The following is a 13,747-nucleotide window of genomic DNA, read 5'->3' on the forward strand; positions in this document are numbered from 1 at the left end:
AGTCCGATTGCGCCTCAGCCTCGAAAGCTCAAAATCGACGTCCAGGGCAGCAACGGTGATAGCCTCTGGATTTCCAAGGCCGCTCGATTGAGCAGTGCAAGCAAGCGATCGGTTCCCCCTGTTCGCGTCTCACTCGCCAAACGGAGAATCTTAAGTGCCGCCACGGCTTTGCCTTCACCATCGTGCACCGCCACGCCGAGATGGAAGAAGCGAGGCGTTCCACTCGCTGTGACGGCGTAGCCCATGTGCCGCGTACGTTGGACGGCAACGCGCACCTCATCCGGCCCGGTGAAGTACCGTCGGTAGGCGTCAGCATTGGCCTTCAGGACCTGCTCCATTTCGGCGTCCGGCATCTCCGAAAGGATGACCTGCCCACCGGCGGCGACGCCGATCGGGCGCCGGACGCCGACGCCGCCGACCCAACGGAGCGTCGACGCCTGGTTGCCGCGGCGTCGCATCGCCTCGCTGGCGGACGGCCGAACTTGGTATGAAGAAGGTACCGCGCGCTGGATGCAGACCATCTCCAGGCCACTGGGGATCAACAGGTGTGTAGGATGCCCTGTGCGCTGTGCGAGGTCCTCCAGCACTGGAGCGCAGATATCGGCGGGATGCGGCCGGCTGGCAGCGGCAAGGCCGAGCTCGTACGCCAGAGGCCCAATCCGATACTCGTGGGCTGCGGTATGGGTGACGAGGCCCTCGGCCTGGAGGGATTTCAGGATCCGATGGGCCGTCGGCGCCGGCAATCCGGACCAGGCAACCAGATCAGAGATGCGGGCACCACGCGCCCCTCGGGTGGCGATCAGGCGCAGCAGATCGACGGCGCGGCCGATACTCTGGACAGTGTCCCGCGATTGGGGGCGGCCGCCCCTCGAGGCGGCGGTGGCCGACATTGATTGTTCCTCCCACCACAGTCAGTGGCTCCACGAGGCCCTCGTGACCTAGCGGTTCGGTGCATCGTGCCAGCGGATGGCCATGTGCGGTAGGGGATCTTGGACCGACGAGTTGCCTTGAGACGAGGTCGCGGCGCTTCAGACGTCGGCCGAACCAGCGGTAGCGGCGGTCCGCGCGCCGCGGAAGTCGGGCTCCCTGCGCTCGAGCATTGCCTGCACTCCGGCGCGGTGATCTGCGCCGAGGAAGGTCAAGGTTTCCAGGCCAAGCTGGGCGTCGACGAGAGATCGGAGCCCCTGCTGCATGAGGAGGTTGATTGCCCGCTTGGTGCTTCGGATAGCCGCTTGCGAACCGTTGAGCATCCGATCCGCGAAGCCGTAAGCCGTGGCGTCAAGTTCGGCCGCGGGGACGGCTCGGTTGATCAGGCCCATGGCGGCGGCATCCTTCGCCGCGATTGCATCTCCGGTCAGAAGGAACTCCTTGGCACGGGGGAAGCCGATGCTCATCGGCCACGCCAGTGAACCGCCATCGCCCGCTGCGAGGCCGATACGTACGTGCGGATCAGCGATGCGGGCCGTCTCGACCGCGACAATGAAGTCGCAGAGCAGCGCGAGCGTGCAGCCCAGCCCGATCGCCGGCCCGTTGACCCGGGCAATCACCGGCTTTTCGAGATCGAGCATGCTGAGCACGATCTCCCGTGCCTCCCTCATGGCGGTGACCCAGAGTTCGGGCTGGTCCAGCCGGGTGCGCATCTCGTTCAGGTCGCCACCGGCACAGAAGCTGTCACCAGCGCCGGTAAGCACCACAACGTCAGTCCCTGGGTCCCTGGCGACGTCGCGGAACACCATCGACAGTTCTCGATGCGTCGCGGCATTGCTCGCGTTCCGCGGCGGGCGGTCCATCGTGACCGTGAGTAGACGCCCCATCTGCTCTATGCGTAGTGCCGAATACGTCTCGTACATGCCCGTCCCTGTCTCTTGTCGCGCTAGTCCAGGGCAACCTGGCCGCGCAGCCTGCCGTAGAGTTCGATCTCACGCGACACCGATGCGATGAACTCGTCGCGCGTGACTGGTGTCGGCTCGATCCCGACGGCCGCCAGGCGTTGGCGGACCGCCGGATCACCAAGGCCCGCATTGATGGCCGAATGCAGTTTCTCGACAATCGGTGCGGGTAGATCCGCCGGTCCGTGGACACCGAACCATGCGTAGACGGAGAGGTCGACGCCTCCTTCCCGCAGCGTCGGCACCGCAGGGAAGCTCGCCTGGCGCGCGTCGCTGGTGATCGCCAGCAGGCGCAGACGGTCGTCCGCCGCAAAGGGGGCGACCTCCGAGAGGAATGCCGAGACCATCTGGATCTGGCCGGCCAACAGCGCAGTTACCGCCGGCCCGCCTCCCCGGAAGGGAATGTGCGTAAACTCGGCCCCCGTTATCTGGCGCAGCAGTTCCATCACGAGGTGCGGGGTCGTGCCGATCCCTGCCGTGCCGTAGCTGATCGTGCCCGGCTGGACCCGAGCCGCAGCGATGAGGTCGCTGGCTGAACGGAAGGGCGATTGCGGCGAGACCGCCAGGGCGAACGGGCCTCGGCCGACCATCCCGATTGGCGTGAAAGAGCGGACGGTCTCCATCGACAGGAGCGCCTCGCGCAGGGTCGGCAGGATCGAGAAGGTCGAGGGTGTGCTCAGAACCAGCGTGTAGCCGTCAGGTCGGCTCTCCAGCGCGGCCCTTGTACCAATCACCCCACCTCCACCGGCACGATTGTCGACGATGGCCTGGACGTTCAGCTGCCGGCCGATGATCTCGGCCACCAGACGACCGACCGCATCGGCTGACCCTCCGGCCGGAAACGGAACGATGATGCGGATCGGACGGTTCGGAAAGTCTTCCGTCTGCGCCTGCGCCAGGGACGACGACGCACAGAAGGTCAGCCCCGCGGCCGTGAGAAGCGACCGCCTGGCGAGCCTGGCTTGGGGATCGGGCATTGGCATCTCCTCCTGCTTGGCCTCTTGTCGACAGGCGGCTTGGTCACCCGCCTTGGGCCATCGGTTAGCCGGCGCCGACGCGGGGCAGTCCGAGCACGCGTTCGCCGATGATGTTGCGCCGGATCTCCGAAGTGCCGCCGGCGATGGTCTCGTGGAAGACGTGCAGGAATGCGCCCACCAGGTCCTCCGACGCGCCACCGCGCATCAGGCCTTGAGGACCGAGGATGCGCATGGCCGTCCGATGCACGCGCTGTGACAACTCTCCGTAGTAAAGGGCGACGATGGCGCCCTCCGGGCCGGGAACGGCCTCGCGCTGGCAGCGGGAGATCTGAGCGTAGGTCATGGAACGCAACGCAGCGACCTCGGCCTTCAGCTCCGCCAGGTCGCCGGCGACTTCGTCGTCGTTCAGAAGCACGTTCCCGTTCGGCCCCGGGAGTTCTCGCGCGAGCGAGATCAGTTCCTCGATCGCCCGCGCAAGGTCGAGTTGCTTCGCGACATACCCGGTCCCGCGCTCAAAGGAGAGCGTGGACATGGCGACACGCCAACCGTCATTGACCGCTCCAACCACATTCGCGAGCGGGATACGGACGTTGTCGTAGAAAACCTCGCAAAAGTGGTGGTGACCGGCCAGCGTGCGGATCGGCCGCACAGTGATACCCGGCGCTGTCATGTCGCAGATGACCCAGGTCAGCCCCCGGTGCTTCGGGACCGCGGGATCCGTCCGCACCAGCAGCTCCTGCCACCGCGCTAGATGCGCGTGGCTGGTCCAGACCTTTTGGCCGTTGACGACTAGATCCTCGCCATCGATCTCCGCCCGGGTTCGCAGGCTGGCCAAGTCCGACCCGCTGCCGGGCTCGGAGAAGCCCTGACACCAGACGACCTCGCCGCGGAGGATCTGCGGCAGGTGGAATGCCTTCTGCGCTTCGCTGCCGCGGGCGATCAGTGTCGGTCCACCGTGGTTGAGTGCGACGGTCAGGCAACCCTGCAGTGGCGCGTTGGCACGAGCGCACTCCTCGTACCAGATCAGCTGCTCGATGAGCGAAGCCCCTCGCCCGCCGTGTTCCCTGGGCCAGGCCAGTCCTGCCCAGCCGCCGTCGTATTGCCGGCGCTGCCAATCAAGGTCGAAGGCCCGCATGGGCTCGCCGTCGGTCGGGCGCGTCTCCTTAGGCTTGTTGGCGAACAGCCAATCCTTCGCCTCCTCACGGAAGTTGTTCTCTGCAGCGCTGAATCGAAGGTCCATGGCGTCCGTTCGAGGTGTCGTCGCGGCACGCGGCAGAGGCCGGTCGCGCAGGAGATCCTCATCTTCCGCTCCGTCTGCCGAGCCGAGGAAGTCCAAAGGCGAAGAAATTCCGCGATGCGGAAAAACCAAGAGATCCCGCGGCGTGCGGCGGGGACCCGCTCCCTATACTGGCGTCATCGATACGAGAGCGAGCGATATGGTTGATCTTCTCCCCGATCCCGAACAGCGCCAGATCGAGGAGAGCTTCGTCGAGTTCGTCACCAAGGAGCTCCCGATCGATCGCCTGCGCGGTGGTGAGTCGCCGAACCGCGATCGGGAACTTTGGCAACGCATCGCGCACCTCGGTTGGCTTGGCCTGAGCATTCCGGAGGATGCAGGCGGTGTAGGGCTGAGTCTCGCCGAGGAGACCCTCCTGTTCCGGGTCTGCGGTCGTGCGCTGGTGACCCCATCGCTGCTCGCGACCGTTCTTGCTGCCCGTGTCGCTCTTGAGACCAAGGACGCCGCGGCGATCGAGACCCTACTCGGTGGCCGGCGCCGCGCCGCCTTTGCCCTGGCGATGCCTGGCAGTCGGCCCGCTAAACTGCTGCTGCTGGACGCCCATCCCGAGGATCTTTTACTCCTACTCCACCCGGCTGGAGCAAGGCTGATCGAACCGTCCGACCTCGGCGTCTGGCAGGAACTCGACCCCTTCGATGGGACGCTGACTCTCGCTCAGGCCGACTACCCTCGTGCTGACCAGGCTCCTGCGGTGACGTCGAGCATCCTACGCCGTGCCGACCTTCTCCTCGCTGCACTCCAGGTCGGTGCAGCCGAGGCCGCCCGCGACATGGCCGTTGCCTATGCCAAGGACCGCAATCAGTTCGGCCAACCCATCGGCTCCTTCCAGGCAGTGAAGCATCATTGCGCCGACATGGCCGTCCGCTGCGAAGCCGCCGGCGCCCAGCTTGCTTTCGCCGCCTGCGCCGAGCGGGACGGCATCGGCGAGCCGGAGGGACCTGCCCAGGCGTTGCTGATCGCGCGCGATGCTGCGATGCGGAATGGTGCCGCCAACATTCAGATCCATGGCGGTCTGGGCTTCACCGCGGAATGCCATGCACAGCTGTTCATGAAGCGCGCCCAGGTTCTCGCACAGCTCGGCACCGACGCTAGGCGCGCCCTGATCTCGGCGCTGCGCGATGCGAATGCGAGCCGCGCGGCCTGACATCCCACAATACTCGGAGCGGTCGACCATGCCTGCCATCGCCTATCAGTACCCTGAGGAGATCTCCGCGCTGCGCGAGGCCATCACCGGCTTCATCCGGGCCGAGGTGATCCCAAGGCACGACAGGAACCGCTCGCTGTTCGAGGATCCCCATCTCGCCTACGACAGCCGTGGCCTGTTCACCCCGGCGATGCGGCAACTGGCCCTCGAAGTACGAACCACCGCGGCCGAGGCGGGCTTCTACGCCATGGCCACACCTGAGGATCTGGGTGGAGCCGGCATGGGTCTCACGGCGTACTTCGCGGCCTTCGAGCGGATCTTCCACGAGTGCGGCTACCGCTACACGCTGGGTCATCAGATCGTCAGCCATTGGGCCAAAGGCCCAAGCCCCCTCCTCCACAAGATGACTGCGCGTATGCGCGCGGACGTCCTCCCCGGTCTGATGTCCGGGCAGGCGACGATGTGCTTCGCGCTCTCTGAGCCCGGCGCGGGGTCAGATGCGGCGATGATTAAGACGCGCGCGGTTCGCAACGGCGACGGGTGGCGGATCTCCGGGACGAAGATCTGGACGACGAACAGTCCTTATGCGGACTACGTCTGCGTTTTCGCGATCACCGACCCAGAGCGGGCAGCTGTCCGGAAGGGCGGCATCAGTTGCTTCCTGGTCCCAACGAACAGCCCGGGCTTCAGCGTCGGGCGGGTCATCATGATGTTCGGTCAGTCGCATGGCGACGAAGCGGTGCTCACCTTCGACGAGGTGGAGGTCGGTGAGCATCAGCTGATTGGAGATCTCGACCAGGGCTTCAAGGCAGCAATGCTTGGGGTGGGACTGGGCCGCGTATTCAATATCGCTCGAGCCGTCGGTACCGCGCGCTGGGCACTCGAGCTCGCCCTTGAGCATGCCAAAGTGCGCGAGACCTTCGGCCGGAAACTTTCCGATCGCCAGGGGATCATGTTTCCCCTGGCTGAGTCAGCGATGCAGATCCATGCTGCCCATCTGATGGCGCTGAACGTGGTGCAGCTCCTGGACCGGGGCCTTCGGGCGCACAAGGAACTGTCGATGGCCAAGGCCTACTGCTGCAGGATCGCGATGCAGGCGGTGGACCGGGCGATGCAGACACACGGTGCCATGGGTCTGACGAACGAGATGAGTCTCTCCGAGGCCTACATCGCCATGCGCAAGATCAACATCGCCGACGGCACGGCGGAGATCATGCACCACGTGGTCGCCAAGGAGCTCCTGGGCGGCGATACGGATCTCTAACGTCAGCGCAGGCGCCACTTCGCTTTCGACGCGCTCCATCGGTCGACCTCGGCTCGGCCGATCGGATTGCCGAGTTGGGTGTACTTCAAAGCATTGGCCGTGGCAGCGTGCCGGGGCATGTCGAGCGCCTCCCAGATCGCTCGAACGCTCCCCTGGATCGCCGCGGCAGGCTTGGCTGCGATGATCGACGCGATCTCGTGCGCGCGTGCCACTAGTTCCTCCCGTGTCTGCACGATCTCGGTGACCAGGCTGATCCGGAGGGTCGTCTGGGCCGACATTCGTTCGTCGTTGCCCATCAGTGTCATTCGGTGGGGGGGGGGAAATATCCATGAGCGATTTGAGGCAGGGAAACCTCGGTCCCTACAATCTCGAGGGTCGGATAGCGGTCGTCACGGGAACCAGCAGCGGCATCGGAGCTGCCACGGTGCAGCGCCTCGCCGAGCAGGGCGCCCGGGTGTCATTGGCTACAACACCGGTCGGGAGCGGGCTGAGGCACTGGCGTCGCGGCTTCCTGGGACCGGACACTTCTCCATGTTCCTGTCGGCAACGGACAGTGGAGCGATCCGCACCGCGGCGAATGAGATCGAACGGCGCTTCGAGCGCGTCGATGTCCTCGTGAATTCTGCCGGAACCACGCGTGCGGTTCCCCATGGTGACCTCGAGGCGATGGACGACGAGACCTTCGATCGCATCCTGATCACCAGTGTGCGTGGCCCCTTCGCGGTTATTCGCGCCTTCCTGCCGCTGTTGCGACGCAGCGGTGATGCCGTCGTCGTCAACATGTCGTCGTTTGCCGCGCTCCGCGGCCAGGGCAGCAGTGTCCCGTACGCGGCCTCCAAGGCGGCCGTCGACACCATGGGCGAGTCGCTGGCACGCGCCCTGGCACCGACCATCAGGGTTGTCGGCATCGTCCCGGCCGGGGTCGACACCGACTTCATCCCCGGCCGCACCCAGGAAGGCTTCTTGCGAGACATCGCGCAGAGCCCGCTGAAGACCATCTGCCAGCCTGATGAGGTGGCCATGGCCGTGCTGGCCGCGGTGACGCACCTCCGTCTGACGACCGGATCAACTATACTGGTCGATGGCGGCTCGCATCTTTAGCGAGCGCGCTGGCCTACTCGATCTGCGCGCCGCTAGCCCGCACCAGAGGTGCCCACTTCGCGATCTCCGCCTGAACATACGCAGCCGCCGACTCAGGCGTTGAGTCGGTCACCGGCTCAATCGCAAGGCTCCGCAGGTCCCTCTGCAGGGACTCGTCTTTCATCGTGGCCATTGCTGTCCGATTCAGCGAGGTGACGATCGCAGCAGGCGCACCGGCGGGCAGGCTAAGAACATTGAAGGTGCCGAACTCTGCACCCGGATACCCAACCTCCTCGGCCGTCGGGATATCCGGAAAGCTTGGCGATCGCCTCGCGGCAAGGACAGCGATGATCCGGATCCGCCCAGCGCGGTGATGGTCGATCAGCGGTCCGAAGGTCTCGAGGAAGAGAGGTATCGTCCCCGCCAGGACGTCCATCAGCGCGGGGTTGCTGCCGCGATAGGCGACATGCGTGATGTCCAGGTTCTGAGTCTGCTTCAGCCACTCGAAGGCAAGCTGCGTGATCGTTCCGACGCCGGCCGTTGCATACGAATAGTGGCCCGGCCTCGCGCGGACGAGCTCAACCATCTCGCGCAGATTGTTGGCTGGCACGCTCGGATGCACGGCAACAACCAGGGGAGCGGTGCCTACGATTGCGACGTGGGAATAGTCGCGTATCGCGTCATAGGCCGGCCGAACCATCATGGTGGGGTTCACCCCGTGGGTCGAAGCCGTCCCGAACAGGGCCGTGTAGCCATCGGGTGCGGCTCTCGCGACCTCCGTGGATCCCAGGATGCCACCCGCCCCGCCACGGTTCTCAACGACGATAGGCTGGCCGAACCCCGCCATTGCCCGCTCGGCGAACTTCCGTGCGAACAGGTCAGTCGCCCCACCCGCTGCGAAGGGGACAACGATGCGCATCGGACGGGTTGGATACCGTTCCTGCGCCGCGGCCTGCTTCCAGCCAACCGGGAGGCACCCCGATCCCGCCGCAGCCAGTAGAGACCGTCGTTCCATCGTTTGTCTTCCTCCCCTAGATCGCCGACGTCAGGCCCGTGATGAGGGCGGCGAGTACACTGAAGGCGGGGTGACGGATGAAGCACTCGCTGTGGCTAGGCCCTGCCCCTTTGGGCATGCCCGAATAGCACTGGTCGCCCAGGCGCCGGACTGTGCCATGCGCTCCATTTCCTCCGCTTGGTGACAAACATCGCATCGGCGTGCGGAACCGGCCAAGGACTGGCCCTGACTATTCACATCTGTGAATGCGATCGCTGGAGCGTGGACGGTGCGTTGACGCCATGCGCGTGGGTCCCGACAGTCCCCGCTCATGGAAACGGATGGCCTCGCGCAGACGATGCGCAGCCGTTGGACGCAGGCTCCGGGACGCCCGGCGCTCGGCTTCGGCGACACCTGGTATGACTGGCAGTGGGTCGGCGAGAACGCGACGCGCCTCGAGGAAGCGCTCACAGCGGTCACCTATCCGTCGCGCGCCCCCATCGCCGTCATCGCACGGAACCGGCCAGCCCAGGCAGGCGCCATTCTTGGACTGATGGCGACCGGTCGCCCCGCGGTCGTCATCTCCTCCATTCAGTCGCCCGATGGCCTGGCGGCCGACATCCTCAGGCTCGGAGTGCAGGTCGTCTTGGGAAGCCCTGACGACCTCCGTGCAGATGCCGTCGCCAATGCAATGCGGACGACAGGCGTCCTGGGGATGACCGTTGCGGAGCATGGCTCACCGACCTTCGACGTCGAGACCCCCGTACGTGTGGAGTGGGCGCCTCAGGCTATCGACCCTGACGCCCTGGTCGTGATGTTGACCAGCGGCACGACCGGGGCGCCCAAGCGCCTGACGCTTGGCCGTCGGGCTACCCTGTCAGCCATGGCGGATCTGACGGCCATGCTCGGGGAATGCGAGGAGCCCGGGGAGACCTCGCCGTCGATCCTCTTCCAGCCCCTGGCCAACATCAGCGGCATGTATCTGCTGATGCTCCTTGCGGCTGAGGGACGTCCTGCGTTTCTCATGGAGCGGTTCAGGGCCGCCGAGTGGGCGGAGGCGGTCCGACGTCTTGGCCCCTCCTGGCTCTGGCTCCCGCCGGCGGCGATGCAGATGGTCTTGGACGCGGATGTCGACCCAGCGCACCTCTCCTCGGCCCGGGCGCTGAGGACGGGGTCCGCACCGTTGGGGGACAGCGTACGGACCCGCTTCGAGGAGCGCTTTTCCATCCCCGTCCTCAGCCACTACGGCGCCACGGAGTTTTGCGGCATCGTGACGTCCCTGTCCCCCGATGACGTCGCCGAGAACCCTGATCGCAGCAGCTCGGTCGGCAGGGCTAGGCCGGGCGTCCGCCTGCAGGTCGTTGATGCCGCAGATGGGGCGGTGGTCGCTCTGGGCGAACTCGGCATCCTCGAGGTTCAGGCCGACCGTCTTGGACCGGGCTGGATGCGCACCACTGACCTTGCCGCCATCGATCCCGATGGGTTCCTGACGCTGCATGGCAGGGCGGACGACGCCATCAATCGTGGGGGCTTCAAGGTGCTCGCCGGCCAGGTGGCTGATATCCTGCGCGCACATCCAGCCGTAGCGGACGCCGCCGTCCTTGGACTAGCGGATGATCGCCTTGGCCAGGTCCCCGTAGCGGCTGTTGAGTGTCGCCATGGCGTCCTGCCGCCTTCCAGCGAGGATCTCGCCGCCTTCAGCCGCAGCCACCTACTCGCCTACCAGGTGCCAGTCCGCTTCCTCATCGTGCCTTCCCTGCCCCGGACGGGGACGATGAAGATCGACCGCCAGGCCGCGCTGAAGCTATTCGCGTCGGCCGGCTGACCTTGCCGGCACCTCGCCAGCCTTCGATGCCCTCGCGCATCGCGGCGATGAAGTCCGTCTCGTGCCTGCGGAGGACTTCCGTGTCGGCACTGACGCTGAGCGCGATCGGGCGATCCTGCAGGGGGTCGAGGGGCAGGAGCATCGCCACCGAACCACGGCCGACGCGCACCTTATCCACGACCTTCGCGTAGCCGCGGCGACGTGTCTCCTCGATGGCGCGCATGATCGATGGGAGGCCAACCCGCTTCTCGGGTGGGTGGACCGCGTTGAAATGCCGGACGAGTTGGCCAATCACGGCATCGGCGTAGCTCGCGACCACCGCGATACCGGCGGCCGTATGGAACAGAGGCCTCCTTGCCCCTGGCATGTACGTCATGTCCCCGCTGTCAGGCTCGATGATGGCCATATACTGGACATCGAGACCCAGACGCCCGGCCAGAATGGTGACCTGACCTGTCGCGGCATAGACGCGCTCCATGAGGTCGCTGACATCCCCCCCGCCCCAGGTGGCAATGCCAACCCACTCCCCGAGCAGGGCGATCCGCGGTGTCGGCGTGTACCGTCGATCCCGCGGGTCCTGTTTCATGTAGCCCAGGTCGACCAGCGACCGCAGGAGAACGGCTGTGCTTGAGGCTGGGTAGCCTAGGTAGGTGGCGACATCCGTCACGCTCGCTGGACGACGGAGCTTGTCGAACAACTCGAATACCTCGAGCACACGCTTTGCCGACTTCACCGGCGCGGCAGCAGTCCTCGTGTTAGGCATCACCGATTTTCCGTCGTGGAGTTCCGATCCCGCCGAGGCTAGGCATTCACATCCGTGAATACAACGACGGGCGCCTTGGCGGGCTGGTGCCGCCTGCAGCACGATCGCACGTCCTTTGGGTTCGGGTCGAATGAGCGACGTTCCGGTGGCAGACGAATTGGGCGGGTTCCGTGCCGAAGTACAGCGATTCCTCGTGAGTGCGTTGCCGCCTGAGTTGGCGGCGAGAACGAAGGCCGGCCATACGCTGTCGCGCGATGAGCTCATGTTTTGGCACCGTACCCTGCATGGCCGGGGCTGGGTGGCACCTGGCTGGCCCACGGAGCATGGAGGTGCCGGCTGGAGCATCCTCCAGCGGCACATCTATGACGAGGAAGCTGCGCGAGCCGGTGCGCCATCGATCATTCCAATGGCGCTGACGATTGTCGGGCCGCTGCTCATCGCCCATGGCACCGATGCACAGCGCACCAAGTACCTACCGCGGATCCTCGATGGCAGTGAGATTTGGTGCCAGGCCTGGTCAGAGCCGGAGGCAGGCTCGGATCTCGCAAGCCTCAGGTGCCATGCTGAGCGCATCGGGGATGAGTACGTCGTCAACGGGACGAAGATCTGGACGACGTTTGCCCAGTGGGCGGATCGCTGCATGTTGCTCGCTAGAACTGCAACGGGAGACCGACAGCAGTTCGGCATCACAATCCTGCTCATCGACATGAAAGATCCCGGTGTCTCGATCAGGCCGCTACCGTCGCTGGATGGCATGCACGTCCTGAACCAGGTCTATTTCGACAATGTCCGGGTACTCGTGTCGGACCGCGTCGGCCCGGAGGATGAAGGCTGGGGACTACTTAAGTCGACGGTCGGCCACGAGAGGATTCTCAATGCAGATGTCGGGCGTGCCAGGGCACTGCTCGATCGTTTGATCCGGACGGTTCAAGCGAACCCAGGTGCACAGCCAGGTTTGCGCTCACGCGTCGCCCGGGCGGCCATTCGGCTCCGGTCGCTGGAGGTCCTCGTCATGCGTGCCCTGGACTCGCCGGACCCCGCCAATGCTTCCGGCGCATCCATCATCAAGCTTCTGGGCACTGAGCTCCAACAAGAGGCCTCGTGGCTCATGAGCGAAGCCCTTGGCCTGTACGGCTTGCCTTATCTGCCGGACGTCATGCAGAACGGCTGGCAGAATGAGATACCTATTGGCCCCGATGATGCCGCGACAGTGACGCCATTCTATCTGTTTTGGCGTAAGGCCTCGATCTCCGCGGGCACCAGCGAGATCATGCGAAACCTGATAGCGCAGCAGGTCCTTGGCCGATGAGCATGTCATCCAGCCCTGGAGAGGATCTTCTTGCGATTGAGGAGGCCGCTAACAATTTCTTGTCGCAGGAGTACGACTTCAGACGCAGGAATATCTACCTGCAGGGGACCGGAAATGTTGAGCGGTCCCTGTGGCGTCGCTTTGCGGACCTTGGCTGGCTTGGACTGTCACTACCGGAGGACTACGGCGGAGCCGGCGGCAGCGCGGTCGAAAGTTGGATGCTGCTCCAGCGATTGGGCGCCTACCTAGTGTTGGAACCCTACCTCTCCAGCGTGGTCGTCTGTGGTTGGCCCCTCGTCACGCACGGCCGGAAGCAAGTCCGCGACCGCCTGCTTCCGGAGTTGATCGCAGGACGAATACAACTGTCGCTAGCACTTAACGAGCCAGAAGGAAAACACCCCAACATCATTACTACCTTAGCGACGCCCATGGACGGCGGCTGGCGATTAGTTGGCCATAAGTCGGTCGTCCTAGGCGCGCCGACCGCCGACTACCTCCTTTTGAGCGCCAGGTGCGACGCACAGCGCATTGTCCTGCTCATTCGTCCGGACGACGCTGGCGTCATGATCCGCCCCTATCGCCTCATTGATGGGCGGACCGCTGGCGAGATTCTTTTTGATGGTGCCCGAGTTGGGCCGGATAGTCTGCTGGCTGTCGGTCCCGAGGCCGATGAGTTGTTGGACGTAGCGCGCCTCGCAGGAGCATTCGGATGTGTTGCTGAATCAGTAGGCGTGATGAAGGCGGCGCTGGCAGCAACGGTCGAGCACGTTCGCGCCCGCCGTCAGTTCGGACAGGCGCTTTCGGGGTTTCAGGCTATTCGGCATCGCATTGCGGCCATGCACATCGCGTGTGAGGAGGCAGACGCCCTAGGTTGGAGAGCCGCTCAGGCCTACAGCCTTGCTGATCCTAAGGAACGCCTTGCCGCGATTGCTGCGGCTAAGTCTGATGTGGGCCAAAGTGCTCGCCGTGTTTGCGAAGAGGCAGTCCAATTTCACGGCGCAATTGCTATCACCGATGAGTTCCCAGTTGGCCATTACCTCAAGCGAGCCGTCGTCAACGAGCGCCTATTCGGCAACAGCGAGCTCTGGACTGAACACTTCTCCAAGGCAGTATTCGGATGGCCTTAGGCGGTGCGTGGGGATCACCATACGCGCCCTGTGCAATTGCTCGTACGCACTGGTACTCCACCACCGATCAGCACAGCA

Annotated in this window: 13 protein-coding genes and 1 pseudogene; 7 read left to right on the plus strand and 7 right to left on the minus strand. The window is 65.0% G+C overall.

The window, feature by feature from the left end:
• Positions 1 to 14 precede the first annotated feature (14 nt).
• From GXW78_RS20275 to GXW78_RS20290, 4 genes are all read right to left on the minus strand, one after another.
• The gene (locus tag GXW78_RS20275; protein ID WP_211870720.1) at positions 15 to 890 is read right to left on the minus strand and encodes an IclR family transcriptional regulator; all 876 of its coding nucleotides are present in this window, start codon (positions 888 to 890) and stop codon (positions 15 to 17) included.
• A gap of 138 nt (positions 891 to 1,028) precedes the next feature.
• A complete protein-coding gene (locus tag GXW78_RS20280; protein ID WP_211870721.1) occupies positions 1,029 to 1,850 on the minus strand; it encodes an enoyl-CoA hydratase-related protein in 822 nt (273 codons plus the stop codon).
• 23 nt (positions 1,851 to 1,873) lie between these two features.
• Positions 1,874 to 2,866 (minus strand): Bug family tripartite tricarboxylate transporter substrate binding protein, encoded by a 993-nt coding sequence (locus GXW78_RS20285; protein WP_211870722.1) that lies wholly within the window; start codon positions 2,864 to 2,866, stop codon positions 1,874 to 1,876.
• Positions 2,867 to 2,930: 64 nt separating this feature from the next.
• Complete coding sequence (locus GXW78_RS20290; protein WP_211870723.1) at positions 2,931 to 4,202, minus strand: acyl-CoA dehydrogenase family protein; 1,272 nt, start codon at positions 4,200 to 4,202, stop codon at positions 2,931 to 2,933.
• Positions 4,203 to 4,302: 100 nt separating this feature from the next.
• On the opposite strand from GXW78_RS20290, the gene GXW78_RS20295 reads away from it, so the two are divergent.
• Positions 4,303 to 5,307 carry an acyl-CoA dehydrogenase family protein gene (locus GXW78_RS20295; RefSeq protein ID WP_211870724.1) on the plus strand — a complete coding sequence of 335 codons (1,005 nt, stop codon included), beginning with the start codon at positions 4,303 to 4,305 and terminating at the stop codon, positions 5,305 to 5,307.
• 28 nt (positions 5,308 to 5,335) lie between these two features.
• On the plus strand, positions 5,336 to 6,571 hold the full coding sequence (locus GXW78_RS20300; RefSeq protein ID WP_211870725.1) for an acyl-CoA dehydrogenase family protein: 1,236 nt from the start codon (positions 5,336 to 5,338) through the stop codon (positions 6,569 to 6,571).
• 2 nt (positions 6,572 to 6,573) lie between these two features.
• Here GXW78_RS20300 and GXW78_RS20305 read toward each other — a convergent pair whose 3' ends face one another.
• Positions 6,574 to 6,867 carry a hypothetical protein gene (locus tag GXW78_RS20305; RefSeq protein ID WP_211870726.1) on the minus strand — a complete coding sequence of 98 codons (294 nt, stop codon included), beginning with the start codon at positions 6,865 to 6,867 and terminating at the stop codon, positions 6,574 to 6,576.
• A 32-nt stretch (positions 6,868 to 6,899) separates the two neighbouring features.
• Here GXW78_RS20305 and GXW78_RS28350 point away from each other — a divergent pair.
• Together GXW78_RS28350 and GXW78_RS20315 are read left to right on the plus strand one after the other, a co-directional pair.
• A pseudogene (locus GXW78_RS28350) lies at positions 6,900 to 7,022 on the plus strand (3-beta hydroxysteroid dehydrogenase); the annotation flags it as partial.
• A gap of 8 nt (positions 7,023 to 7,030) precedes the next feature.
• Positions 7,031 to 7,672 carry an SDR family NAD(P)-dependent oxidoreductase gene (locus GXW78_RS20315; protein WP_338147799.1) on the plus strand — a complete coding sequence of 214 codons (642 nt, stop codon included), beginning with the start codon at positions 7,031 to 7,033 and terminating at the stop codon, positions 7,670 to 7,672.
• Between the two features lie 13 nt (positions 7,673 to 7,685).
• Here the strand turns inward: GXW78_RS20315 and GXW78_RS20320 are convergent, their stop codons facing one another.
• Positions 7,686 to 8,570 carry a Bug family tripartite tricarboxylate transporter substrate binding protein gene (locus tag GXW78_RS20320; RefSeq protein WP_211870727.1) on the minus strand — a complete coding sequence of 295 codons (885 nt, stop codon included), beginning with the start codon at positions 8,568 to 8,570 and terminating at the stop codon, positions 7,686 to 7,688.
• Between the two features lie 433 nt (positions 8,571 to 9,003).
• Here GXW78_RS20320 and GXW78_RS20325 point away from each other — a divergent pair, with 433 nt between their 5' ends.
• A complete protein-coding gene (locus GXW78_RS20325; RefSeq protein ID WP_246522460.1) occupies positions 9,004 to 10,470 on the plus strand; it encodes a class I adenylate-forming enzyme family protein in 1,467 nt (488 codons plus the stop codon).
• Here the strand turns inward: GXW78_RS20325 and GXW78_RS20330 are convergent.
• A complete protein-coding gene (locus tag GXW78_RS20330) occupies positions 10,388 to 11,233 on the minus strand; it encodes an IclR family transcriptional regulator (RefSeq protein WP_272876881.1) in 846 nt (281 codons plus the stop codon). The genes GXW78_RS20325 and GXW78_RS20330 overlap by 83 nt on opposite strands.
• A 130-nt stretch (positions 11,234 to 11,363) precedes the next feature.
• Between GXW78_RS20330 and GXW78_RS20335 the strand changes: the two genes are divergently transcribed.
• Both GXW78_RS20335 and GXW78_RS20340 read left to right on the plus strand, forming a co-directional pair.
• A complete protein-coding gene (locus GXW78_RS20335) occupies positions 11,364 to 12,542 on the plus strand; it encodes an acyl-CoA dehydrogenase family protein (RefSeq protein ID WP_211870730.1) in 1,179 nt (392 codons plus the stop codon).
• On the plus strand, positions 12,539 to 13,669 hold the full coding sequence (locus tag GXW78_RS20340; RefSeq protein WP_211870731.1) for an acyl-CoA dehydrogenase family protein: 1,131 nt from the start codon (positions 12,539 to 12,541) through the stop codon (positions 13,667 to 13,669). The genes GXW78_RS20335 and GXW78_RS20340 overlap by 4 nt, the downstream gene beginning before the upstream one ends.
• The last annotated feature ends 78 nt before the right edge of the window (positions 13,670 to 13,747 follow it).

The organism is Neoroseomonas terrae, assembly GCF_018129025.1.
In the GTDB taxonomy this organism is placed as follows: domain Bacteria; phylum Pseudomonadota; class Alphaproteobacteria; order Acetobacterales; family Acetobacteraceae; genus Neoroseomonas; species Neoroseomonas terrae.

Coding starts and splice junctions, on each gene's coding strand:
- GXW78_RS20275 (WP_211870720.1), bottom strand. CDS start 890: ATGTCGGCCACCGCCGCCTCGAGGGGCGGCCGCCCCCAATCGCGGGAC.
- GXW78_RS20280 (WP_211870721.1), bottom strand. CDS start 1,850: ATGTACGAGACGTATTCGGCACTACGCATAGAGCAGATGGGGCGTCTA.
- GXW78_RS20285 (WP_211870722.1), bottom strand. CDS start 2,866: ATGCCCGATCCCCAAGCCAGGCTCGCCAGGCGGTCGCTTCTCACGGCC.
- GXW78_RS20295 (WP_211870724.1), top strand. CDS start 4,303: ATGGTTGATCTTCTCCCCGATCCCGAACAGCGCCAGATCGAGGAGAGC.
- GXW78_RS20300 (WP_211870725.1), top strand. CDS start 5,336: ATGCCTGCCATCGCCTATCAGTACCCTGAGGAGATCTCCGCGCTGCGC.
- GXW78_RS20305 (WP_211870726.1), bottom strand. CDS start 6,867: ATGGGCAACGACGAACGAATGTCGGCCCAGACGACCCTCCGGATCAGC.
- GXW78_RS20320 (WP_211870727.1), bottom strand. CDS start 8,570: ATGCGCATCGTTGTCCCCTTCGCAGCGGGTGGGGCGACTGACCTGTTC.
- GXW78_RS20325 (WP_246522460.1), top strand. CDS start 9,004: ATGCGCAGCCGTTGGACGCAGGCTCCGGGACGCCCGGCGCTCGGCTTC.
- GXW78_RS20330 (WP_272876881.1), bottom strand. CDS start 11,233: ATGCCTAACACGAGGACTGCTGCCGCGCCGGTGAAGTCGGCAAAGCGT.
- GXW78_RS20335 (WP_211870730.1), top strand. CDS start 11,364: ATGAGCGACGTTCCGGTGGCAGACGAATTGGGCGGGTTCCGTGCCGAA.
- GXW78_RS20340 (WP_211870731.1), top strand. CDS start 12,539: ATGAGCATGTCATCCAGCCCTGGAGAGGATCTTCTTGCGATTGAGGAG.